This is a genomic window from Comamonas thiooxydans (assembly GCF_000964545.1).
GTDB lineage: Bacteria > Pseudomonadota > Gammaproteobacteria > Burkholderiales > Burkholderiaceae_C > Comamonas > Comamonas thiooxydans.
Genome location: NZ_BBVD01000002.1, coordinates 331,353 through 353,629, shown reverse-complemented (window position 1 = coordinate 353,629; position 22,277 = coordinate 331,353). Strand labels below are relative to the sequence as shown.

Genomic DNA, 22,277 nt, shown 5'->3' with positions numbered 1-22,277 from the left:
GTCGTCCCCCTCCCGCGAAGCGAGAGAGGGGGAAGCCGCAAAGCGGCTCAGGGGGAGCTTAGGAGATGTAAATGAGCGAATGGATTTCTATCTGCACGATGGACGACATCCCCGTGCTGGGGGCCCGCCGCGTGGCGCGGGCCAAAGGTCTGGATGTGGCCGTGTTCCGCAATGCCGACGACGAGGTGTTCGCGCTGCTGGACCGCTGCCCGCACAAGGGCGGACCGCTGTCGCAAGGCATTGTGTTCGGGCGCAGCGTGGCCTGCCCGCTGCACAACTGGACGATTGCGCTCAGCACCGGCGAGGCGGCGGCGCCCGATGAGGGCTGCACGCCTTATTTCAGCGTGCGTGTGCAGGACGGCGAGGTGCAGCTGTGCGCCGACGAACTGGCCAGCCGTGCCCTGGAGCAGACCCGCCCGCATGCCGGTCCTGCGCATTGCGCAGCCAGGTCCGGCTGTGCTGCGGCCTAGCGTCTGATAGTTATGAATCGAGTAGCAGCATGCGCTTGATAGCCGGGCGCTGCGGCGCAATTTCACTGAAAGTCTGCCATGCGTGAGACCCGATCCACCTGTCCCTATTGCGGCGTCGGCTGCGGACTCGCCTTCGGCGGTCCGCGTAGGAGTGAACATGAACGCCGCAGCCTCTCTCTGGTGACGCCATGAAAGAAACCAAGTCCACCTGTCCCTATTGCGGTGTCGGCTGCGGCGTGGTCATCGAGTCCGATGGCCTGCAGATTACCGGCGTGCGCGGCGATCCCGAGCATCCTGCCAACTTGGGCCGTCTGTGCACCAAGGGCAGCACCCTGCATCTGACGGCCGCGCCCGCCTATGCCCAGCAGGCCCGTCTGCTGCAGCCCATGCGCAGGCTGGAGCGGACATCCGCGCCGCAGGTCGCGAGCTGGGATCAGTCCCTGGACGAGCTGGCGGCGCGCATTGCCGGCATTCGCGCCGCCCATGGGCCCGATGCACTGGGCTTCTATCTCAGTGGCCAGTTGCTGACCGAGGACTACTACGTCTTCAACAAGCTGGTCAAAGGCTTGTTGGGCACCAACAATCTCGACACCAATTCGCGCCTGTGCATGAGCAGCGCCGTGGCTGGCTACAAGGCCACGCTGGGCTCCGATGCACCACCGGCCTGCTATGAGGACATAGATCTGGCCGGCTGCCTGTTCATCACGGGCAGCAATATGGCTTGGGCGCATCCCATCCTGTTCCGGCGTGTGGAGGAGGCCAGGGCCCGCAATCCGCAGCTCAGGATCATCGTGGCCGATCCGCGCCGCACCGAGACCGCCGAGCTGGCCGATCTTTATCTGCCGCTGCAGCCGGGCAGCGATGTGATGCTGTTTCATGGCCTGCTGCACATCATGCTGTGGGAGGGCTGGACGGACAGCGCCTTCATCGCGCAGCACACCAGCGGCTTTGCACAGCTCAAGGAGCTGGTGCGCGAAGCCACGCCAGAGAAGGTCGCCGCCGTCTGCGGCCTGCCCGTGGCGGACCTGTACCGGGCGGCGCGCTGGATGGCACTGGGTGGTGCCGAGGAGCCGACGGACGCGCGTCGTCCATCGCTCAGCCTGTACTGCCAGGGCCTGAACCAGAGCCGCAGCGGCACGGCCAATAATGCTGCGCTGATCAATCTGCATCTGGCGACAGGCCAGATCGGCAGGCCTGGCGCCGGGCCTCTGTCGTTGACGGGCCAGCCCAATGCCATGGGCGGGCGCGAGGTGGGCGGACTGTCCAATCTGCTGAGCGCGCATCGCGATCTTTCCAACGCAGGGCACAGGGCCGAAGTGGCGCAGCTATGGGGTGTGGAGTCGATTCCCGCGCAGCCCGGCAAGTCCGCGCTGGAGATGTTCGAGGCTGCCGCCGACGGGCAGATCAAGGCCTTGTGGATTGCCTGCACCAATCCCGCGCAGAGCATGCCCGAACAGGCCATGGTGCGCAGGGCGCTGGAGCGCGCTGAGCTGGTGGTGGTGCAGGAGGCTTTTGCAGCGACCGAGACCACGGCCTATGCCGACTGGCTGCTGCCTGCCTCCACCTGGGGCGAGAAGCTGGGCACGGTCACGAACAGCGAGCGGCGCATCTCGCGGGTGCGCGCTGCTGTGGTCGCGCCGGGGGCGGCACGCCATGACTGGCAGATAGGCGTGGAGCTGGCGCGGCGCCTGGAGCAGCATCTGCGGCCCTCGCTGCCAACCCTGTTTCCCTATGACACTGCGAATGCCGACGCGGGTGCCGAAGCCATCTGGAACGAGCATCGCGAGTCCACACGCGGGCGCGATCTGGATATCACGGGTCTGAGCTGGCCGTTGCTGGAGGTCAAGGGACCCCAGCAATGGCCCATGCCCCAAGGCGCCAGCCAGGGCCGTCAGCGTCTGTATGGCGACGCAGTCTTTGCAACCGATGACGGGCGCGCACGTTTTGATGCCCAGCCCTGGCAGGCGCCGGTCGTGCCGCGCGATGCGCGACATCCGTTCAGCCTCAACACCGGCCGCCTGCGCGATCAATGGCATGGCATGACGCGCACCGGCCAGCTGGGGCGCCTGTTTGCCCATGTCAGCGAACCGCAGTTGCAGGTCGGCCCTCAGGACATGCAGCGGCTGCAACTGAAGGACGGCGACCTGGTCCACCTGTCCAACCGCTATGGCGCCATCGTGCTGCCCGTGCAGGCAGATCCGGGGCTGCAGCCGGCACAGCTCTATCTGCCCATGCACTGGGGCAGCATGTACCTGAGCGGCATGGGCTCCAAGGGGCAGCGGCTTGCGGGCGTCAACGCCCTGACCACGCCCGAGCGCTGCCCGCGCTCCAAGCAGCCCGAGCTCAAGCATGTGGCCGTCAAGCTGCTCAAGACCGAGCTGCCCTGGACTTGTCTGGGCATGGCATGGCTGGATGAACAGCAGGTGCAGTCGGTTCGCCAGGCTTTGACCGAATTGATGGCCGAGTTCGACTTCGCCAGCTGCGTGCTGTTCGGGCGCGCCGTGCCGCTGGAAAAAGCGGATCAGGGCCGCACCGGCGTGCAGTTCCGCGCGGCGGCCTATGCGCAGCCCAGCGCCGAGGTGCTGGCGCGGCTGCATGGTCTGCTGCAGCTCGATGGCCCGCAGGCCATGCGCTATGCCGACGCGCGTCGCCAATGCAGCCGGGCCATGGCGATAGGCCGGCAGACCGAGGAGCCCAGGCTCGATGCCTTTTTGCTCTGTGGTGACGCCAGCGCCGGCCGCTGGCTGGGGCCGGTACTGCGCGACGAACAATCGGTGCAAAGCTATGGGCGCCTGCTGCTGTCCTCGGGTGCCAGGCCGCCAGCCGCCATGCCGGCCCGGTCGCCGCAGATCTGTGCCTGCATGAATGTGGATGAGGCCAGCATCAGCTCGGCGCTGGCCATCTGCGAGGGCTCCGCCGACGAGCGGCTCGCGCAGCTCAAGTCTTCTCTGGGTTGCGGCACGCGCTGCGGCTCCTGTATTCCCAAAATCAAACAACTGGTACATGCGACGTCTGCACCGCAGTCGGCAGCCCTGCCGGTTGCCTCCTAGATTTTGATGTCCGGCAATGCATATGAAAGGCCAGCCATGACAAACAGCCATGCCACTTCCCTGCCGCCCGTGGGCCGCTGCTATCTGGTCGGTGCCGGCCCCGGTGATCCGGAGCTGCTCACGCTCAAGGCGCTGAGACTGATCCAGTCCGCCACGCTGCTGCTGGCGGACGACCTGGTGTCTGCCGACATCGTGAAGCTTGCCAGCGCAAGCGCCCGCGTCGTCCATGTGGGCAAGCGCGGCGGGCGCGAAAGCACCTCGCAGGAGTTCATCGAAAAGCTCATGATCATGGCGGCCCGCCAGGGCGAGCTGGTGGTGCGCCTCAAGGGTGGCGATCCCTTCATCTTTGGCCGTGGCGGTGAGGAGGTCGAGCATCTGCGCCGGGCCGGAATCGCCGTGGAAGTGGTCAACGGGATCACCGCAGGGCTGGCCGCTGCCACCAGCCTCGGCGTTGCGCTGACCCATCGTGACCATGCCCATGGTGTGGTGTTCATCACCGGTCATGCCAAGCCAGGCAGTGCCGGTCACGACTGGCAGTTGCTGGCCGGCACTGCCCGGATGCTGGGGCTGACGCTGGTGATTTACATGGGCGTTGCCACTGCCGCCCTCATCCAGCAGCAGTTGCTGGCCGGCGGACTGCCGGCATCTACTCCGGTGGCCCTGGTCCAGAACGCCAGCCTGCCCGCACAGCAACAGATACTGACCGATCTGGGGCAGATGACGCAGGCGCTGGCTGCCAGCGGACTGGGCAGCCCCTGCGTGTTCGTGGTGGGCGAGGTGGTCGGCCTGGCCGCATCGTCGGCAGCCGGCCTTGACGGTCTGCTGGAGCAGGTGCAGCTGCGCCGCGCCGTGGGGGCATAAAGGCCGATTGCTGACAGCTGTCTCCCTTTTGTCTGAGTGCCGAGCCTGCATGACTAGAATTTGTCCGGTAACCCCTGAACATTTGTCACACCCGGCCTCGTCAGTCTGCAGGGGGATAGCGGCGGCCGACACCTATGAGTCATGCGATGAGCACTGCATATCCTGATACCCAGCTTTTGATCGACGGTCAGTGGCAGGACGCTGCCAGCAGCAAGAAAATTGATGTGCGTAACCCGGCAAGCGGCGAAGTGATTGGCCGCGTGGCCCATGCGGATATCGCCGATCTGGACCGCGCCCTGGCGGCGGCAGACAAGGGCTTTCAGGTCTGGCGCAAGGTATCTGCCCATGAGCGCGGCGCCATCATGCGCCGTGCCGCAGCTCTGCTCAAGGAGCGTGCCGACGAGATTGCCGCGCTGCTGACGCAGGAGCAGGGCAAGCCGCTGGCCGAGGCCAAGGTGGAAATCATTGCCGGCGCCGGCATCATCGAATGGTTTGCCGACGAGGCTCTGCGTGTCTATGGCCGCATCGTGCCTTCGCGTCGCCCCGAGCAGCAGCAACTGGTGATCAAGGACCCCGTGGGGCCCGTGGCTGCCTTCACGCCCTGGAACTTCCCCGTCAACCAGATCGTGCGCAAGATCGGCGCGGCCCTGGCTTCGGGCTGCTCCTTCCTGGTCAAGGCGCCCGAGGAAACCCCGGCCTCGCCCGCAGCCCTGCTCAAGTGCTTCGTCGATGCCGGCATTCCTGCCGGTGTTGTGGGCCTGGTCTATGGCAACCCCGCACAGATTTCCGAATATCTGATTGCCCACCCCGTAATCCGCAAGGTGACCTTCACGGGCTCCACGGCCGTGGGCAAGCAGCTGGCGGCGCTGGCCGGCCTGCACATGAAGCGCTCGACCATGGAGCTCGGCGGCCATGCCCCCGTGATCGTGGCCGAGGATGCCGATGTGCAACTGGCCGTCAAGGCCGCGGGTGCGGCCAAGTTCCGCAACGCGGGCCAGGTCTGCATCTCGCCCACGCGCTTTCTGGTGCACAACAGCGTGCGCGAGGAGTTCACGCGTGCCATGGTGGCCCATGCCGAGGCATTGAAGGTCGGCAACGGCCTGGAGCAGGGCGTGCAGATGGGTCCGCTGGCCAATCCGCGCCGCGTGACGGCGCTGACCCAGCTGATCCAGAACGCCGAGCAAAGCGGTGCCAAGCTGATGACGGGCGGCGCATCCTTTGGCTCTGCAGGCAACTTCTTTGCGCCCACGGTGCTGGCCGACGTGCCTTTGACGGCCGATATCTTCAACCAGGAGCCCTTCGGCCCCGTGGCGGCGATTCGCGGCTTCGACAGGATCGAAGATGCCATTCAGGAGGCCAATCGCCTGTCCTATGGCCTGGCCGCCTATGCCTTCACGCGCTCGCTCAAGACGACGCACCAACTGTCGCAGGATGTGGAAGCCGGCATGCTGTGGATCAACCAGCCGGCACTGCCGTCTGCCGAGCTGCCCTTTGGCGGCATCAAGGATTCGGGCTACGGCTCCGAAGGCGGCCCGGAGGCACTGGAGGCCTACCTGGTGGCCAAGGCCGTGGCGATCAGCTGCGTTTGAATCTGCAAGGCATCTGATGCAAGGCCACCCTCGGGTGGCCTTTTTTCATGGGAGGGGTATGCCGTGGGGCTTATGGAGACTGTTTGCTGATCGTTATTCCATAAATGAATAGCGGTAGCTAGAATCGACGGTTTTTTACATTCGACAACAAATTCCAGCCCGCGCCATGCCATTGCACTCCACGGTTTCCCAGATCCATCCTCCAAGTTTTGTTCTTCGCCGCAGCTGGTTGTGGGGCGCGCTGGCCATCGTGCCCATGGGCACGGCCTGGGCCCAGGTGGCAGCTGCGGGCGCAGCCGACGCCGCCAGCCAGACTTTCACGCTGGGGACGGTGGAAGTCAGCGCGCGGCGCGAGGCCGAGGAGCTCGGGGCCGGCGATATGCAGCGCGTGGGCAGTGCCGAGATGGAGCGCAGCAACGCCAGCACCGTGGCCGATGCCGTGCGCAATCTCCCCGGCGTGAGCCTGTCGCGCAACAACCGCAACGAGGAAATGATCAGCCTGCGCGGCTTCGACTCGCGCCAGGTGCCGATTTTTGTGGATGGCGTGCCGCTGTATGTGCCCTATGACGGCTATGTGGATCTGGGCCGCTTCACCACCTTCGACCTGGCCGAGATCAATGTGGCCAAGGCCGGTGCCTCGCTGCTGTACGGTCCCAATACGCTGGGCGGTGCCGTGAATCTGGTCACGCGCAAACCGGTCAAGCCCTTCGAGGGCGATGTACGCCTGGGTGTGGGCAGCGGCGGCGAGCGAAGGGCGAGCTTCAACCTGGGCGGTAATCAGGGCAGCTGGTACTACCAGCTGGGTGCCTCCTACCTGGATGCCGACAGCTTTCCTCTGCCTCGGGGCTTCAGGGATTACAAAAAGCAGCCCACCGATACCGGCAGCAAGCGCGAGAACGCGGACCGCACCGACAAGCGCCTGTCCTTCAAGCTGGGACTCACGCCCAATGCCACGGACGAATACGCCATCGGCTATGTGCGCCAGGAAGGCGAGAAGGGCAATCCCGTCTACGCCGGCCAGTCCACGCAGAAGAACGCCGTGCGCTACTGGCGCTGGCCCTATTGGGACAAGGACAGCCTGTATTTCCTGAGCACCACCCGTCTGAACGGCAGCAATGTGCTCAAGACGCGTCTCTACCACGACACCTACAAAAACGGTCTCGACATGTACAAGGACGCCAGCTACACGGCCCACGATCCGACCAGCAGCTACAAGGATGTGAGCAAGGGGGCCAGCGTGGAGTGGGTCAACTACGCCTTCTCCGGTCATGAGCTGCATGCGGCCTTCCACTACAAGCAGGACGAGCACACCGACGCGGCCTCGGGCAAGGACCCGCAGAAGCACTACCGCGATGTGACCACCTCGCTGGTGCTCGAGGATCACATCGCCCTGGCCGAGCGCTGGCGCCTGACGCTGGGCCTGAGCCATGACCAGCGCGACGCCAAGCAGGTCTACCAGTGGCCCATGGGCTCGACCAGCGCCACCAACGGCCTGGCACGCCTGAGCTATGCGCTCACGGCCCAGGGCGACGAGGTCTATCTGATTGCCTCGCACAAGAGCCGCTTTGCGACCATCAAGGACCGCTATTCGGCACGCATGGGCACGGCCCTGGCCAACCCAGACCTCAAGCCCGAGGTGGCCAACCATCTGGAGCTGGGCCTGAGCGGCAAGCCCTGGCAGGGTGGCAAGGGCCAGGCGGCTCTGTTCTACAGCCGGGTGCGCGACCAGATCCAGACCATGGTCGTTGACTCCACGGCCTGCGGCGGCAAGACCTGCAACCAGGCGCAGAACGTGGGACGCACGCGCAATATCGGTTTTGAGGTGTCGCTGGCGCAGCAACTGTCGGCCCAATGGGCTCTGCATGCGGGCTACACCTATCTGAGCCGCACCAATCTCAGCGACCGCAGCATTACGCTGACGGACACGCCGCGCCAGCGCCTGACAGCGGCCCTGCAATGGAACCCGCAGGCCCAGTGGCAGCTGCGTGCCGAGCTGGAGGCAGAACAGGGCCGCAAGGTGCCGCTGTCGGCCAGCGGCCAGGCCCAGGTCTATCAGATGGCCGGCTACGGCGTGGCCAATTTGCGCGCGCGCTATCTGCCGCGTCCGGACACCACGCTGGACTTCGGCGTGGCCAATCTGGGCGACAAGTGGTATCAGCTGGCCGACGGCTTGCCCATGCCGGGGCGCAGCTGGTATGTGAACCTGGGCTACAGGTTCTGATGGTCATGCAAAACCTGCTTCGGACATCGCTGGCACGGCGTGACTGGCTGCGCAGTCTGGCTGCCCTGGGCATGGCCGGTGGCCCGGCCCTGGCGATGGGGGCACAACCCGCTTCGGGCACCGGCGTACAGGTGGCGGCCGTGGGCGGACTCGTGCTGTGCGGCGTGTGGCCGCGTGTGGCCGAGCAGGCCAGCCAGGCCCTGGCCATGCCGGTCACCACCGTGGCGGCCGCGCCCAAGGAGGGCGTGGTGCCCGCCTTCGCGCACGGCGAGGCGCAGATGCTGCTGATCCACGCCAGCGACGAAGCCATGGCACTGGAGGCCAGCGGCATGGCTGGCGCCGCGCGCGTCTGGGGCTGGAACGAGCATGTGATTGCCGGCCCCGCTCATGACCCCGCCGGCGTGCGTTCGGCCGCTGACGGCACGCAGGCGCTGCGGCGCATTGACGAAACCGGCTCGCCCTTCATCGCGCTGCGCGATCCCGGCAGCTATACGGTGGTGCAGCGTCTGTGGCGGCGCGGCGGCATACGACCCGATGCGCGCTGGCTGCGCGCCGACACCGGCCCGCGCCCGCAGGCCGTGCTGGCGCTGGCGGCGCGCGAGCAGGCCTATGTCGTGGTCGGCCATATTCCCCTGGCCTTCGGCAAGATGGGCGCCCCTGGCATAGAACTTCTGCTGCATGGCGATCCGCTGATGCGCAGGCCCTATGTGCTGCTCACGCCCGGCCCGCGCCATCCGGCCACGCAGGAGCAGCGCCGGGCGGCGGGCCTGCTGGCCGAGTACCTGCTGTCTGCGGCCGGCCAGCATGCGCTGGAAGCGGCCAGCGGCGCGGGCGGCCCTTGGGTGTTTGGGCGCGACAGCGTGCCCGCCGGCATGAGCGCCGGTGCCGATGGACAGACTTGAGCGAAGGAGCTGCATGAGCACCGCTATGACGCCGCCGCTGGCGGCATTGATTTACCCCGATGAGCGGCACGATATCGAGGACTTGCTCGAAGGCGTGGCGCGGCGGCTGCAACAGTCGGGCCGGCAGGTGGGCGGGCTGGTGCATCGCCAGAGTCGCTATGCCAATGGCAACAAGTGCATGCGCCTCGTGGATTTGCGCAGCGGCCAGCAGTTCGAGATGACCGAGGACCTGGGCGCGGCCTCGCAGGCCTGCAGCCTCAATCCGCAGGCCCTGGCCCGGGCCAGCGTGGTGCTGCGTCAGGCACTGGCCGATGGTGTGGAGCTGGCCGTCGTCAACTGCTTCGGCCAGCTCGAAGCCGCCGGCGGCGGGTTTGTCCAGGAGATCGCTGCCTTTGTCGAGGCCGGCATTCCTGTGATCACGGCCGTGGCGGCCCGCCACGAGGCCGGCTGGCAGAGCTTTACCGGCGGCGCCTTCGTGCGCCTGCCGGTCGACGAGCAGGCACTGCTGCACTGGTGCCGGCAGCAGCTGGCACGCGAAGACAGGGAAGACCTTGCATGCTGACGCGGCGCCAGTGGCTGCAGGCCGGAGCTGCGACGCTGGCCTCGGGCCTGTATCAGGGCGGGGCCTGGGCGCAGGATGGCGGCTCGGTCATCGCAGCCCGCTTTGGCTCGCTGCCGGCACGACCGGGCCGCGTGTTCGCTTCGGGTCCGCCGGCCGGCGTGCTGCTGGCCGCGCTGGCGCCGCAGCAACTGCTGGGCTGGCCCATGCAGCTCGGCGATGCGGCGCGCGCCCATCTGGGAGCGCCACTGCAGGCATTGCCCTATCTGGGGCGCCTGTCGGGGCGCGGCAGCACGCTGCCGCTTGAAAAGCTGCTGGCGCTGCAACCCGATCTGGTGCTGGACTCCGGGACCTCCGACGCCACCCATGTCTCTGCCATCGAACGTCTGGCGCGCCAGACGGGCCTGGCATGCGTGCTGGTGCAGGGCAGCCTGAGCGACCATGCGCGCCAGCTGCGCGAGGTCGGTAGCTTGCTGGGTGCAGCCGAGCGTGGCGAGACCCTGGCCCGACATGCCGATGAAGCGGCCAGGCTGGTGCGCGCCGTGACTGCTGAGCTGGGTGAGCAGGCCCGGCCGCGTGTCTATCTGGGGCGCGGCGCCAACGGCCTGGAAACCGGGCTGGCCGGCTCCATCAATGTCGAGGTGATCGAGTATGCGGGCGGCCGCAATGTGGCGGCCCAGGCCGGCAGGGGCGGACTCACGCGCGTCTCCATGGAGCAGATCCTGGCCTGGGACCCCGAAGTCATACTGACCCAGGAGGCGGGTTTTGCCGAGCGTGTGCGCCAGGACCCCTTGTGGCGCGGCATCAGCGCCGTGCGCAGCGGCAGAGTGCACTGTGCGCCCGTGCTGCCTTTCGGTTGGCTGGACGGCCCGCCCAGCGTGAACCGGCTGATCGGCGTGCGCTGGCTGCTTGAGAAGTTGCATCCTGGCCGGCCCGCGCGGCATGGCGCCAAGCCCCTGGAGCAGGCGGTACGCGAGTTCTATGCACTGTTCTATGGCATCCAGCTGTCGCCGTCGCAGTTGCAAGCGCTGCTGCAGGCGGCGCGCTGAATGCATGGGGCTGGCATGAACTCATTCGATATCAGCGAAGGCGCTCAAAGCTCGAAAGAAGCGGGAAGCCCGGAAAGCGCGGCATCAAGCAATGCCTCCGGGCATAGTCGCCAGCGCAGTCATCTGCGTGTGGGCATGGGCTGGTGGCTGGCCCTGGCCCTGCTGGCTCTGGTGTTGTTCTGGGCGCTGGGTTCGGGCCAGTTTGCGCTGGCGCCGGCACAGCTGGCCGAAGCGCTATGGGCACGGGCCACGGGAGCGGCTTCGCCGCTGCCGCCAGCGGCCGAAACCGTGCTCTGGAACATCAGGCTGCCGCGCATCGCAGCCGGCGTGGCGGTCGGCGCGATGCTGGCTGCAGCCGGTGCGGCCTACCAGGGCATGTTTCGCAACCCGCTGGTCTCGCCTGACATTCTTGGCGTTTCGGCCGGTGCCGGCCTGGGTGCCGTCATCGCCATCTATCTGGGCCTGTCGATGTTTGCCGTGCAATGGCTGGCCTTTGGTGGCGGTCTGATCGCCGTGGCCGTCGTGGTGGCTATCAGCGCCTGCGTGCGCAGGCACGATCCGGTGCTGGTGTTGGTACTGGCCGGTATTGCACTGGGCTCCCTGCTGGGGGCCGGCATTGCCCTGATCAAGACCCTGGCCGACCCGAACACCCAGCTGCCGTCCATCACCTTCTGGCTCATGGGCGGCCTGTCGGCCGTGACGCTGCAGGAAGTGGCCGCCACGGCGCCCGTGATGCTGGCGGCCCTGCTGCCTTTGCTGCTGCTGCGCTGGCGCATCAATCTGCTGGCCCTGCCCGATGAGGAGGCGCGGGCTCTGGGCGTGCCGGTCGGGCGGCTGCGCCTGGTGCTGGTGGTCTGCGCCACGCTGGGCACGGCGGCTGCTGTGTCGCTGGCCGGCATCATCGGCTGGGTCGGACTGGTGGTGCCGCATGTGGCACGCCTGCTGGTCGGCCCCGATTTCGTGCGCCTGCTGCCGGCCTCGGCCCTGCTGGGTGCGGGCTTTGTGGTGGCGGCCGATACGCTGGCCCGCAGCATGGCGCGAATCGAGCTGCCGCTGGGCATTCTGACGGCCCTGGTCGGCGCACCGTTTTTTCTCTATCTGCTGGCCCGCACGGGCCGCCGCGAAGGAGATACCTGATGACGGTGCTGGACTTGCAGGGTCTGAGCACCGGCCATGGCCGCAGCGTGGTCAGCGAAGCGGTGGATCTGTCGATTGACGCGGGCGAGGTGCTGTGTCTGCTCGGCCCCAACGGCTGCGGCAAGACCACGCTGTTTCGCACGGTTCTGGGCCTGTTGCCGCCGCTGGCGGGCCGGGTGCTGGTGGAGGGCCAGCCGGTACAGCACTGGCCGCGCGCGGAGTTCGCGCGCCGCGTCGGCTATGTGCCCCAGGCCCAGGCCGGAGTGTTTGCCTTCGAGGCTCTGGACATGGTGCTCATGGGACGCGCCGCGCGCCTGCCCCTGCTGGCCAGGCCGTCCGGAGCGGACCGGGCCATGGCACTGGCCTGCATGGAGCGGCTGCAGATCTCCCATCTGGCCGCACGCCGCTACACCGAGCTCAGTGGCGGCGAGCGGCAACTGGTGCTGATTGCACGCGCGCTGGCGCAGGAGCCGGCGCTGCTGGTCATGGACGAGCCCACGGCCAGCCTGGACTTCGGCAACCAGATCCGCGTGCTGGAACAGATCGAGGCGCTGAGCGCACAGGGCATGGCCATGCTGTTGTCCACCCACCAGCCAGAGCACGGCTTGCGCGTGGCCAGCCGGATCGCTCTGCTGGGCCATGGTCGGCTGCTGGGCGTGGGCGAGCCGCGCGCCGTGGCCACGCCCGCAGCGCTGGCTGAGCTCTATGACGTCAGCGAGGCGGCGATTGCCGCCCATCTATCGGGCGGCCGCTGAAGTGGTCAGCGCAACGCGGCGCTGGAGGCAAAGAAGGCCGGATGCTCGCGGATGTCCTGGGCAGCCAGCCGCAGTTGCAGTGCCTGCTCGGGCTGGCGCTGCTGTATGCGCCGGGCCAGGCCTTGCAGCAGCGGCACGGCCCTGGCAGGAGCGCTGGGCAGTTGTTGCAGTCTCTGCAGCGCGCTGCGCACACCGCGCAAGGTGCTTTCGGACAGGAGTACATCCGCCTGCAGCTGGTGCAGGATCAGCACGGCCTTGCCCACCCGCAGCGCGGCCAGACCGCAGTCGGCCGCGTCCTGCACGGCGGGGGCGCTGACTTTTTCGGAGGCGCGCACCAGGCGCAGCAGGCGGTGATAGAGGCGGGCGCGCCACACGCGCACGTCTCGGGCGTGCACCGGGGCGCAGGCCATGTCCTGCAACTCATGAACCATCATGGCGCGCAGGCCGTTGAGCCTGCCTTGCGCGGTGACGGGCAGGATGAAGCGATAGGCCGCCCAGCCGGCCAGCGGGCCGGTGACGATGGCAAAGGCCATGGACAGCGAGTGGCCCACATCGAGCTGGTAGGGGAAATGCGGCGACAGCGCCAGCAGGATCACCATATTGCAGTCAAAGCCGTACAGCGTGGTGCGGCGGTGGCTGAGCAGCAGGGCGCCAAGGAAGATGAAGGGCAGCATCATCAGCACCATCTGCAGCTGGCTGTTGGCGAACGGCCAGGCAAACCACTGGCAGACCAGCGCCACGCCCGCGCCCATGGCCTGGCCCAGAATCACAAAGCGCATGGTGAAGGCCGGGTTCTCGAACGAGGAGAACACGGTGATCATCACCGACAGGCCCAGCAACATATAGGCGCCGCCATGCCAGCCCGTGACCACCCAGATCAGGCCGACCAGAAAAATGGAGCTGAAGGCCCGCAGCATGGCCCGGCGCGCGCCCACCCAGTCGCTGTGCAGGACCACGGGCAACTGGCGTGCGCGATGGTGGGCTGGCAGAGTCAGGTCGCTGGCAGCCACAAAGTGAGCCTGCAGGGCCAGGCCGATATTGCCCAGAATCTCCTCGGCATGACCCCAGCCTGCGGCGGCGCTGCGGGCCGTGGCGATGGCGTCGATGGCGGCCAGCGGTGCGGGCTGGGTTTCGAGCAGCATGGCGGCCTGCTCCAGCGCGGCCGTCATGGCCTGGGCCTGCGCGGGCGTGAATGCCGGGGTGATGGTCTTGCCCGTGCTGTCGCGCAGCCAGAGCAGGGCCGAAATCTGGGTGTTGATCAGGCGGCGCAGCGCCCGCACGGCGCGGCGCGAACGCTGCGAGCCCGCGGCATGCGGATCCAGCCCCTCCTCGATGGCAGCCATCACGGCCAGTCGCTCGGCCAGGTCCCTGGGGCTGAGGGCGCTATGCCCGCTGGCCGTGGCCTGTGCGGCGTCCGCGATGTCGCGCAGCAGGCGGGCGCAGAGTCGCCGTACCCTGCCGTCGCCGGGGATTTCAGCGCCCACGGGCGTGAACAGCCAGCCCACGACGAGGGCGGCAGCCACGCCGGTCAGCGCGGTGAACAGGCGATCCCAGCCCAGCGCGTAGACATGGGCGGGGTTGCCGTTGTCCAGCAGGGCCACCATGGAGGCCGAATAGCCGGCCAGCATGGTGCCGTAGGAGGCAAAGCTGCGCTGCAGATTGCCCAGGCCCGCGCAAATGCCAATCCACACCGCCAGCCCCGTGACCAGCCAGAGCAGATCGCCATTGGCCACCAGCACCAGCACCACGCCGGCGGCCGTGCCGACCAGCGTGCCCGTGGTACGGAAAAAGCTTTTCTCCAGCAACTGGCCGCGCAGCGGCTGGGAGGCGGCCCAGACCGTCATGCCCGCCCATTGCGGATGTTCCAGCCCCAGGGCCCAGGCAGCGAACACGGCAAGACAGGCTGCAAAAGCCGTGCGCAGATGCTGGCGCAGGCGGGCGCTGTCAAAGCCCCATAACGTGGCGCGCTCCAGCAGGCGGTCGTAGGCAGCCACGCTCATGCGCGCTCCTCGGTACCGGGATGGACTTGGGCTGAGCGCTGCTCGTGCATCTGCTCGATGCGGGCGCGAATCTTGTTGACGCCGTCCAGCATGGCTTCGACCTCGGAGTCCTTAAGGTCCTGCAGCAGGCTGAGCTCGGCCTCCAGCATGGTGGCGCGGACATGGTCCACGGCGCTATTGCCTTCGGCCGTGAGAAAGATGCGCTTGCTGCGGCGGTCGGCCACATCGGCTCGGCGCTCCACCCAGCCCTTGCCCTCGAGAATGTCCAGCAGGCGCACCAGGCTGGAGCCATCGAGGCCCACGCGCTCGGCCAGCTCCTTTTGCGTCACGCCGTCGCCCCAGGCGCGCAGATGCAGAAGCGGCGTCCAGGTGGCGTCGGTCAGGCCGCTGGCCGCCAGCTGTTCTTCGACAAAACGCCGCCATTGGCGGGTCAGGGTGACCATGAGAAAGCCCAGGCGGTCGCGGGAGGGAGCATCGGCAAAAGACATGGCTGAATTTTGATGCTTGCTCAATTAATTTGCAATTCAAACTAATTGAATCTGCATTTATAACAAGGGTATTCCTTGTATAAAAAAAGAGAGCGCCAAGCGCTCTCTTTCAAAGGGTTTCAGACCTGTAGATGTTCTAGTTCTAATCCAGTCAGGCGCAAGCCGCTATCAAAACAGTGTTGGAATCCAGAGGTTCAATGCCAGGCCGGCGACCAACAACCAGGCGAACAGAGCCAGGGCCAGAATCAGCGGCCGGGTGCCGGCAGCACGCACCGCGCGGATATGGGTGGTCAGGCCCAGAGCGGCCATGGCCAGGGCCAGCAGCGCGTTGTCGAGTTGAATGCCGACGCTGACCGCTTCCTTGGGAAGCACGCCCAGGGAGTTGACGCCGGCCATGGCCACGAAGCCCACGGCAAACCAGGGAATGGTGATCCGGTTGCCGGGCTGGCCGTCGTTCACGCCCAGGGCCCGTTCGCTGCGTGTCAGCCACATGGACAGCACCAGCAGGAAGGGAGCCAGCATCATCACGCGCACCATCTTGGCGATCACGGCCGTATCGGCGGCCTGGCTGCCTATGGCTTCGCCTGCGGCCACGACCTGGGCCACCTCATGCACGGTGGAGCCGACGAAAACGCCGTACTGCTGCATGCTGGTGTCTATCCAGCCGTACTCGGCATTCCAGTGGAACAGCGCCGGGTAGAGAAAAGTGCCGATGGTGCCGAACACCACCACGGTGGCCACGGCCACGGCCACGTCCTCTGCGCGGCCCTTGACCACGGGTTCGGTGGCCAGCACGGCGGCAGCGCCGCAGATGGAGGCGCCGGCCCCCACCAGCATGGTGGTGCGCTTGTCCATGCCCAGCAGCTTCTGGCCTATCCACTGCGCCAGCAAAAAGGTGCTGGACAGCACCAGCGCATCGATCACCACGCCGGCCATGCCGACCTGGCCTATGTCCTGGAAGGTCAGGCGCAGACCGTAGAGCACGATGCCGGTGCGCAGCAGGCGGGCCTTGGTGAAGGCGATGCCGCTGGCACACTGGCTGGCGATGGCCGGATAGATGGTGTTGCCGATCAGCAGACCGATGATGATGGCCAGCGTCAACGCGCTCAGGCCGTTGTTCCTGATGGCCGGAAACTGCGCGGCCCAGGTGGCCACGGCAGCGATGGCGCCCGCCAGCAGCAGGCCGGGAATCATCCCGCCGGTCTTGTGCATCCAGCCTTGCGAGGGTGCGGAGTTTTTCAGTGTTGTAGTGTTCATCGTGAGCTTTCGCTGCAGGCAGGACAACAGGTCTGATTGCCGGCATGGAGCTCACTTTAGATTTCCTGGTTATATTTGTATAACTAATAGTTTTTGTAAGATCAACCTATAAAACAGGTAGATTGGGCTTTCTGGCGCCTGCGATTCGACTCAATCATTGACTGGATGAGCCGGTACCGTAGGGGCCGGGCCGCCCATTTTTTGCTGGTAGGCCAGGGCTCCTGGCGAGCCTGCTGTCATCGATACGAATATACGAATCATCGTCATGCTGCACCTCACCTTGCGTCAGTTCGAGATCTTCTGCGCCGTGGCTCAAAGCGGGACCACGGTGGCTGCCGCAGAGGCCGTAGCGCTTTCGCAGTCGGCCACCAGTGCCGCGCTGCAGCAGCTGGAGCAAGGCCTGGGCGTGCAACTGTTCGAGCGCGTGGGCAAGCGCCTGGTGCTCAACGATGCGGGTCGTGCGCTATTGCCTCAGGCCCTTAGCGTGCTGGAGCAGGCAAGAGGCATAGAGCAGACGTTTTCCGCGCGTGCGGCCAATATGCCGGTGCGCCTGCGCGTGGCGGCCAGCACCACCATCGGCACCTATGCGCTGCCCGAAGTGCTGGCGCGGCTGGCACGCTCGCATCCGCTGGTGCGCGTGGACCTGCAGATCGCCAATACCCAGGAAGTGGGCGAAGCCGTGCTGGCCATGGAGGTCGACATGGGCCTGATCGAGGGCAGCAGCCACTGGCAGGGGCTGGAGGTCGAGCCCTGGCTGCGTGACGAACTGGTCATCGTGGCATCGCCGCAGGACCCGCTGGCCGAGCAGGCGCGCAGCAAGCCGCTGGGCGTGGCGGCGCTGCGCAAGGCGGCATGGCTGCTGCGCGAGGCGGGCTCAGGCACGCGCGAGATGGTCGAGCATGCGCTGCTGCCGCATCTGCACCAGTTGCCTGCGGCTGCCACGCTGGGCAGCTCCGAGGCCATTGCACGCTGTGTCGAGCAGGGGCTGGGCATCAGCTGTCTGTCGCGCGTGCTGGTGCAGTCACAGCTGCAGGCTCGTGCGCTGGAGATTCTGCCCACCACCTTGCCGCGCATGTGGCGCAACTTCTCTCTGGTGCAGCGCGCCGGAAAGCGCCGCTCGCCCGCGCTGCAGGCCTTTGTCGATGCCTGCAAGGCCGGCGAGCCGTCCGCAGCCCAAGCGCCAAACACGCTGTAGCGCTTGAATGACAGTCGCAGGCAGCTATGGTTTTCTTGACAATGATTTTGCTTGCGGCGGCGGTTTTTGCCCCTATATTGGATAGACAAGTCGGGCGCGGGTTGCACGGCGCCGGCTTTCACAAGCAGGGAGGAACACCATGAAAACCATCGATGAAATGCTGCACCTGGACCTGCTCACTCATGAACAGCATCTGCAGATCAGCCACTGGATCGACGATGCGCAGTCCCCCGAGGCCATTTTGCAGATGCCTGCCGGACTCTGGCAGGCCGTGGAGCGCGCCAGCCAGGCCATGGGCGTGAACGAGGATTTGCTGCGCCCGCCGGCGCTGGACGCAGGCGGCCTGATCTTCAGTCAGTAGCTCGCGCGGCCTGGGTCTTGAGTTAAAACTGCCTCAAACGCAGGCCGCACAAGCGCAGCCTGCTCTGATTTTCATTTCAGCGGGATAGCCGTGCCCTGGGGCAAGGCCACGGCGGTGACGCTGTTCTGCGGAGAGCCCTCGATCACCCGGTCCGAGTAGGTCATATAGATCAGGGCATTGCGCTTGGCATCCACCATGCGCACCACACGCAGGCGCTTGAACAGCAGCGAGGTGCGCTCGGTAAACACTTCTTCCTGCTGCCTGAGCGGCGCGGGGAACTGGATATTGCCTGTGGCCTGGCAGGCGATAGACGCTTCCGAGCGATCCTCGGCCAGGCCCAGGCCGCCCTTGATGCCGCCGGTCTTGGCACGCGATACATAGCAGGTCACACCCGGCACCTTGGGGTCGTCATAGGCATCGACCACGATCTTGTGATCCGGGCCAATCCACTTGAAGACGGTATCCACGGCGCCGATCTGCTCGGCATGGCTCATGCCGACAAAGGCCATGGTTCCTACGGTGGCGGCTGCAACGGCCAGAGCGGCGGAGAGCAATTTCATGGTGGTGCGCATACAGTGAGTTAAGGGTTAACCCTTGTTTTTTAACAGGGCATTGTGTCCCGAACAAGGGATTGGCAGCCAGCCTAAAGACAATACCGGCTGCTGCAGAGCTTTCTGTATTGCATCACGGTTTGCCCCGGCCTGCTGGCGGGCGCCGGCAGCTGAGACGCTGCCACAGGCATGACACAGCGCATGCCGAACTTGCTAACTCCCTCTTTGATCTGCGACGGCCCCTCGGGCGGTGGCTCCATGCAAGCGCCGCATCCACCGGATGTGGCTGTTATCTATGTCGGTGAACGTTTCCGCGCCCGGTCTGAGCGCTTCCTCCCTGTTGTTGATGGCACTGGCCTGCGGCCTGTGTGCGGGCGGCAATTATTTCAACCAGCCGCTGTTGCACTCGATTGCCGGTCATTTCTCGGTCAGCGAGTCGGCGGCTGCCACCAGCGTCACGCTGGCCCAGGTGGCCTATGCGGCAGGTCTTTTGCTGCTGGCGCCGCTGGGCGACAAGCTACAGCGCCGCGGCCTGGCCGTGAGCCTGATGCTGCTGGCGGCCCTGGGGCAGGCGCTGTGCGGCCTGGCGGGCCAGTTCGATCTGTTTCTGCTGGGCACGCTGATGGCCGGTCTGTTCTCGGTTGCGGCCCAAGTGCTGGTGCCCATGGCGGCGGCGCTGGCCCAGCCTGGGCAAAGCGGGCGGGCCGTCGGTTGGGTGATGAGCGGTCTGCTGCTGGGCATTCTGCTGGCGCGCAGCGTGGCCGGCATGGTCTCGGAGGCCTGGGGCTGGCAAGCCGTCTATCAGGGCGCTGCGCTGGTGATGGCCGTGGTGGCGCTGTGGCTGTGGAGGGCGCTGCCGGCATCGCGCAACCCCAGCCCTGTCAGTTATCCACAGGTGCTGAGAAGCATGTGGCATCTGCTGCGCAGTCAGCCGGGCCTGCGCCAGCGCACCCTGGTCAGCGCGCTGGCGTTCGCCTCGGTCAGCGTGCTGTTCTCGACCATGGCGCTGCAGTTGTCCAGCGGTCCCCTGGGTCTGGATGACGGCCAGATCGGCTTGATCGGTCTGGCTGGCGCGGCGGGTGCCCTGGTGGCCACGCAGGCGGGGCGGCTGGTGGACAAGGGCCTGGGCCGCGTGAGCTGTGCCATCGGGGCGCTGGCCCTGCTGCTGTCCTGGCCGCTGCTATGGGTGGGCGGAGCGCATCTGGGCTGGTTCGTGCTGGGCATGGTGGTGATCGATCTGGGCCTGCAATGCCTGAACATCACCAACCAGGCCACGGTGGCCCAGTTGCTGCCCGCAGCGCGCGGCCGCATGAATGCCGTCTATATGACGGGCTATTTCACGGGCGCGGCGGCGGGCTCGGCGCTGGGGACTCTCGCCTGGCGCATTGACGGCTGGCAGGGTGCCTGCGTGCTGGGCCTGTCCCTGGCGCTGTTGGCCAGCCTGGGCACTTTCAGGATGCGCAAGACCCATGGCCTGGTGGCCGGGCTGGCCTAGAGCCGCGGGCGTCTAAAGATCCCAGCGCAGGGAGGCGCTAAAGCTTCTTTGCGGATAGGGATGGAAGTTCCAGTACCTGGCATTGTTGGCGTTGTCTATGCCGAGGGCTGCTGATAGCTGTCTGTCGATCTGATAGCGGGCCCGCAGATCGACGCTGAAGTACTGGCTAGCACCCATATAGATGTCGGCATGGACATCGCTGTTGTCCAGATTCGAGTACTGGCGCCCGCTGTAGCGCGCCGCCACCGTGAAGGCCCAGCGTTCATCGGGCTTGTAGGTGGCCCAGGCCGTGGCGCGCCAGCGTGGCACGCGCGGCTGCCATTTGCCGACGCTGGCCGGATTGGCGGCATTGGCCGTGATGCGCGAATTGGCCCAGGCCAGGCTGCCGCCCAGGTCCAGCCCCCGAATCCACACCGACTGCGCCGAGTAAGCCAGCTCCAGCCCCGAGGTACGAACCTGATCCACGTTCTGCACCGCAGAGATGGTGGTGCCGGGAATCAGCTGGCTGTAGAGCGCATCGCGCGTGCGCTCGTGGAACCAGGTTGCGCGCAGCAGGCCGTTACCCAGGTCTTGCTCGGCTGTCAGCTCGCCCGTCCAGGATTTTTCGGGTTTCAGATTCGGGTCGTTGATGAAGGACAGCGCGCCGCCCGAAGTCGCGCCATACAGCTCGCCCACGGTGGGAAAGCGCACGGCACGGCCTAGCGAGGCCTTGAGCGTGGTGTTGCGGGCCAACTGGTAGGCCAGCGCGGCCTTGGGCGAGAAATGCGATTCGCTGCGCTGGGCGTAACTCAGCTGGCTGCTGGTCGTGGCGGTATGGCCCTGGCTGGCCGTCCAGTCCTCCCAGCGCAGACCCAGCACGGCCTTCCAGTCCCTGGCCAGCTGCCAGCTGTCCTGTGCCCAGGCATAGCGGGTCTCGGCCCTGCCGCCGACCTGGCTGACGACAGCCTGCTCGTTGGCCGGGCCGGACTGCCAGTCGCCCAGCACGTTGTATTTGCTGATGTTGAGCTTGTAGGCATCGCGGCCCAGGCCGAAGTCCACGATATGTGTGCCCTGCAGGCCCAGTATGTCGTTCTGTCGCCATGTGCCCTTGGCGGCCAGCGTGTTCCAGCCCGTGCCGTCCTGATCCTGCAGTGTGCCCTTGCCGCCCAGATTGGCAGCCGGCTGGGCAATGGTGGGCACGCGCTGCTGATCCTTGCCGTAGTCATAGAGGCTGGCGCTGAGCTCCCAGTCAAACTCGCCCTGGGCATGACTTTTGAGCGAGACGCCATGCATGGTGTGGGTCTGCCGGTCCTGGCTGAGTCCGAAGGCGGTGTCGGCCAGCTTGTAGGTCTTGCCGTCGATATTGATGTTGCCGCTGTAGACCGGCTGGCCGTCCGGCCCGCGCAGATAGGTCTCGGAGCTGCCCTTGGCGCTGTTCTGCCACCAGCCCAGCGTGTAGCTGGCGCGCAGCGTGGGCGTGATGTCATAGGCCAGCTTGATCTTGGCGTGATCCTGCCGGGTGCGGTACTGCGTGCCCGCACCCAGGATGTACCAGGGCTGGTTGGTGGTGCTCAGCCCGGCAATCGCCCCGGTCACGGGCGTGCCGGCACCGCCCGCCACGCCGGCGGACTGCAGCACGGTGGGGAAGGTCATGGGCTGGCCCTGGCTGTCGCTGCGGCTCAGATTGATCCAGTACGACCAGTCGCCGCTTCTGCTGCCGATGGAAGCGCTGGTGTTCCAGCTGCGGTAATGGCCGTTGCTGCCCAGCACGTCGGCGCTCTGGTGGGCATAGCCGGTGGCCACATGGGCTTCGAGCTTGTCGGGCATGCGCGTCACATAGTCCACCACGGCACCGGCGGAGTTGCCGGGGTAGGCGGCCGAGAACGGGCCGTACATGACATCGACGCGTTCGATCTCCTCGGGCGTCACCAGGCCCCAGCGCGGCGCATAGTTGCTGCCGTTGGCAATGCCATTGCCCAGATAGTTGGACAGCAAGATGCCGTCGGCATAGACGGCCGAGCGCGCGCTATTGCCCGTGCCCGAAGCGCGGGTAGAGAGGATGGCGTGGTTGTAGTCGCCGATATAGCGCTTGCGCACCAGCAGGCTGGGCAGATATTTGAGGGCATCCTCGCTGTCGGTGGCATTGATGCGGGTCTCTATCTCCTCGCGCGTGATGCCTTCGATGGTGGTCGGAATCTGCGTGGGCAGCGAGCTGGGCTGGCCGCCGTTGACGGTGACCACGCCCAGGGTCTTGGAGCGCTCAGGCAGGTCGGCGGAATCGGTCGAGGTCTGGGCCAGGCACGGCCATGCAATACCACTGACCACCAGCGGCAGAAAAATCTGTTTCATGAATGCTTA

Annotated in this window: 19 protein-coding genes; 14 read left to right on the top strand and 5 right to left on the bottom strand. The window is 66.4% G+C overall.

The features are described 5' to 3' along the window. Window positions 1–71: 71 nt before the first annotated feature. From nirD to Cth01_RS03070, 11 genes are all read left to right on the top strand, one after another. The gene (nirD, locus tag Cth01_RS03120; protein WP_034390897.1) at window positions 72–470 is read left to right on the top strand and encodes a nitrite reductase small subunit NirD; all 399 of its coding nucleotides are present in this window, start codon (window positions 72–74) and stop codon (window positions 468–470) included. A gap of 78 nt (window positions 471–548) precedes the next feature. Then, entirely contained in the window at window positions 549–662 is a 114-nt protein-coding gene (locus Cth01_RS24485; protein ID WP_080746941.1) for a hypothetical protein, read from the top strand. Continuing rightward, window positions 659–3,520, top strand: a complete 2,862-nt coding sequence (locus Cth01_RS03110) for a nitrate reductase (protein ID WP_045838493.1) — start codon at window positions 659–661, stop codon at window positions 3,518–3,520. The genes Cth01_RS24485 and Cth01_RS03110 overlap by 4 nt, the downstream gene beginning before the upstream one ends. 36 nt (window positions 3,521–3,556) lie before the next feature. Continuing rightward, window positions 3,557–4,381 carry a uroporphyrinogen-III C-methyltransferase gene (gene cobA, locus Cth01_RS03105; protein ID WP_045838492.1) on the top strand — a complete coding sequence of 275 codons (825 nt, stop codon included), beginning with the start codon at window positions 3,557–3,559 and terminating at the stop codon, window positions 4,379–4,381. 146 nt (window positions 4,382–4,527) lie between these two features. Continuing rightward, complete coding sequence (locus tag Cth01_RS03100; protein ID WP_045838491.1) at window positions 4,528–5,970, top strand: NAD-dependent succinate-semialdehyde dehydrogenase; 1,443 nt, start codon at window positions 4,528–4,530, stop codon at window positions 5,968–5,970. Between the two features lie 166 nt (window positions 5,971–6,136). Beyond that, window positions 6,137–8,191: a TonB-dependent receptor plug domain-containing protein gene (locus tag Cth01_RS03095; RefSeq protein ID WP_428839329.1), complete on the top strand. Its 2,055-nt coding sequence runs from the start codon at window positions 6,137–6,139 to the stop codon at window positions 8,189–8,191. Between the two features lie 5 nt (window positions 8,192–8,196). Beyond that, window positions 8,197–9,093 carry a substrate-binding domain-containing protein gene (locus tag Cth01_RS03090; protein ID WP_045838555.1) on the top strand — a complete coding sequence of 299 codons (897 nt, stop codon included), beginning with the start codon at window positions 8,197–8,199 and terminating at the stop codon, window positions 9,091–9,093. A 13-nt stretch (window positions 9,094–9,106) separates the two neighbouring features. Then, window positions 9,107–9,655, top strand: coding sequence for a DUF2478 domain-containing protein (locus tag Cth01_RS03085; protein WP_034381432.1), 549 nt, complete (start codon window positions 9,107–9,109; stop codon window positions 9,653–9,655). Next, the gene (locus tag Cth01_RS03080) at window positions 9,649–10,701 is read left to right on the top strand and encodes an iron ABC transporter substrate-binding protein (protein WP_045838490.1); all 1,053 of its coding nucleotides are present in this window, start codon (window positions 9,649–9,651) and stop codon (window positions 10,699–10,701) included. The genes Cth01_RS03085 and Cth01_RS03080 overlap by 7 nt, the downstream gene beginning before the upstream one ends. A gap of 135 nt (window positions 10,702–10,836) precedes the next feature. Beyond that, the gene (locus tag Cth01_RS03075; protein WP_082085629.1) at window positions 10,837–11,838 is read left to right on the top strand and encodes a FecCD family ABC transporter permease; all 1,002 of its coding nucleotides are present in this window, start codon (window positions 10,837–10,839) and stop codon (window positions 11,836–11,838) included. Next, window positions 11,838–12,593, top strand: a complete 756-nt coding sequence (locus Cth01_RS03070) for an ABC transporter ATP-binding protein (RefSeq protein ID WP_045838489.1) — start codon at window positions 11,838–11,840, stop codon at window positions 12,591–12,593. Before Cth01_RS03075 ends, Cth01_RS03070 begins: the two co-directional genes overlap by 1 nt. A gap of 5 nt (window positions 12,594–12,598) precedes the next feature. On the opposite strand, the gene Cth01_RS03065 is transcribed toward Cth01_RS03070, so the two are convergent. From Cth01_RS03065 to Cth01_RS03055, 3 genes are all read right to left on the bottom strand, one after another. After that, window positions 12,599–14,593, bottom strand: a complete 1,995-nt coding sequence (locus Cth01_RS03065) for an FUSC family protein (RefSeq protein WP_034357306.1) — start codon at window positions 14,591–14,593, stop codon at window positions 12,599–12,601. Next, entirely contained in the window at window positions 14,590–15,081 is a 492-nt protein-coding gene (locus Cth01_RS03060; RefSeq protein WP_034357685.1) for a MarR family winged helix-turn-helix transcriptional regulator, read from the bottom strand. The genes Cth01_RS03065 and Cth01_RS03060 overlap by 4 nt, the downstream gene beginning before the upstream one ends. A gap of 168 nt (window positions 15,082–15,249) precedes the next feature. After that, window positions 15,250–16,338, bottom strand: coding sequence for a YeiH family protein (locus Cth01_RS03055; protein ID WP_045838488.1), 1,089 nt, complete (start codon window positions 16,336–16,338; stop codon window positions 15,250–15,252). A gap of 265 nt (window positions 16,339–16,603) precedes the next feature. Here Cth01_RS03055 and Cth01_RS03050 point away from each other — a divergent pair, with 265 nt between their 5' ends. Both Cth01_RS03050 and Cth01_RS03045 read left to right on the top strand, forming a co-directional pair. Then, window positions 16,604–17,533, top strand: a complete 930-nt coding sequence (locus tag Cth01_RS03050; RefSeq protein WP_041744424.1) for a LysR family transcriptional regulator — start codon at window positions 16,604–16,606, stop codon at window positions 17,531–17,533. A 139-nt stretch (window positions 17,534–17,672) separates the two neighbouring features. Further along, complete coding sequence (locus Cth01_RS03045; RefSeq protein WP_034357313.1) at window positions 17,673–17,894, top strand: hypothetical protein; 222 nt, start codon at window positions 17,673–17,675, stop codon at window positions 17,892–17,894. Window positions 17,895–17,965: 71 nt separating this feature from the next. Here the strand turns inward: Cth01_RS03045 and Cth01_RS03040 are convergent, their stop codons facing one another. Then, window positions 17,966–18,466 carry a CreA family protein gene (locus Cth01_RS03040; protein WP_045838487.1) on the bottom strand — a complete coding sequence of 167 codons (501 nt, stop codon included), beginning with the start codon at window positions 18,464–18,466 and terminating at the stop codon, window positions 17,966–17,968. 274 nt (window positions 18,467–18,740) lie between these two features. Here Cth01_RS03040 and Cth01_RS03035 point away from each other — a divergent pair, with 274 nt between their 5' ends. Beyond that, complete coding sequence (locus tag Cth01_RS03035; protein WP_045838486.1) at window positions 18,741–19,940, top strand: MFS transporter; 1,200 nt, start codon at window positions 18,741–18,743, stop codon at window positions 19,938–19,940. Between the two features lie 12 nt (window positions 19,941–19,952). Here the strand turns inward: Cth01_RS03035 and Cth01_RS03030 are convergent, their stop codons facing one another. Then, window positions 19,953–22,268, bottom strand: coding sequence for a TonB-dependent receptor (locus tag Cth01_RS03030; protein ID WP_045838485.1), 2,316 nt, complete (start codon window positions 22,266–22,268; stop codon window positions 19,953–19,955). Between the last annotated feature and the right edge of the window lie 9 nt (window positions 22,269–22,277).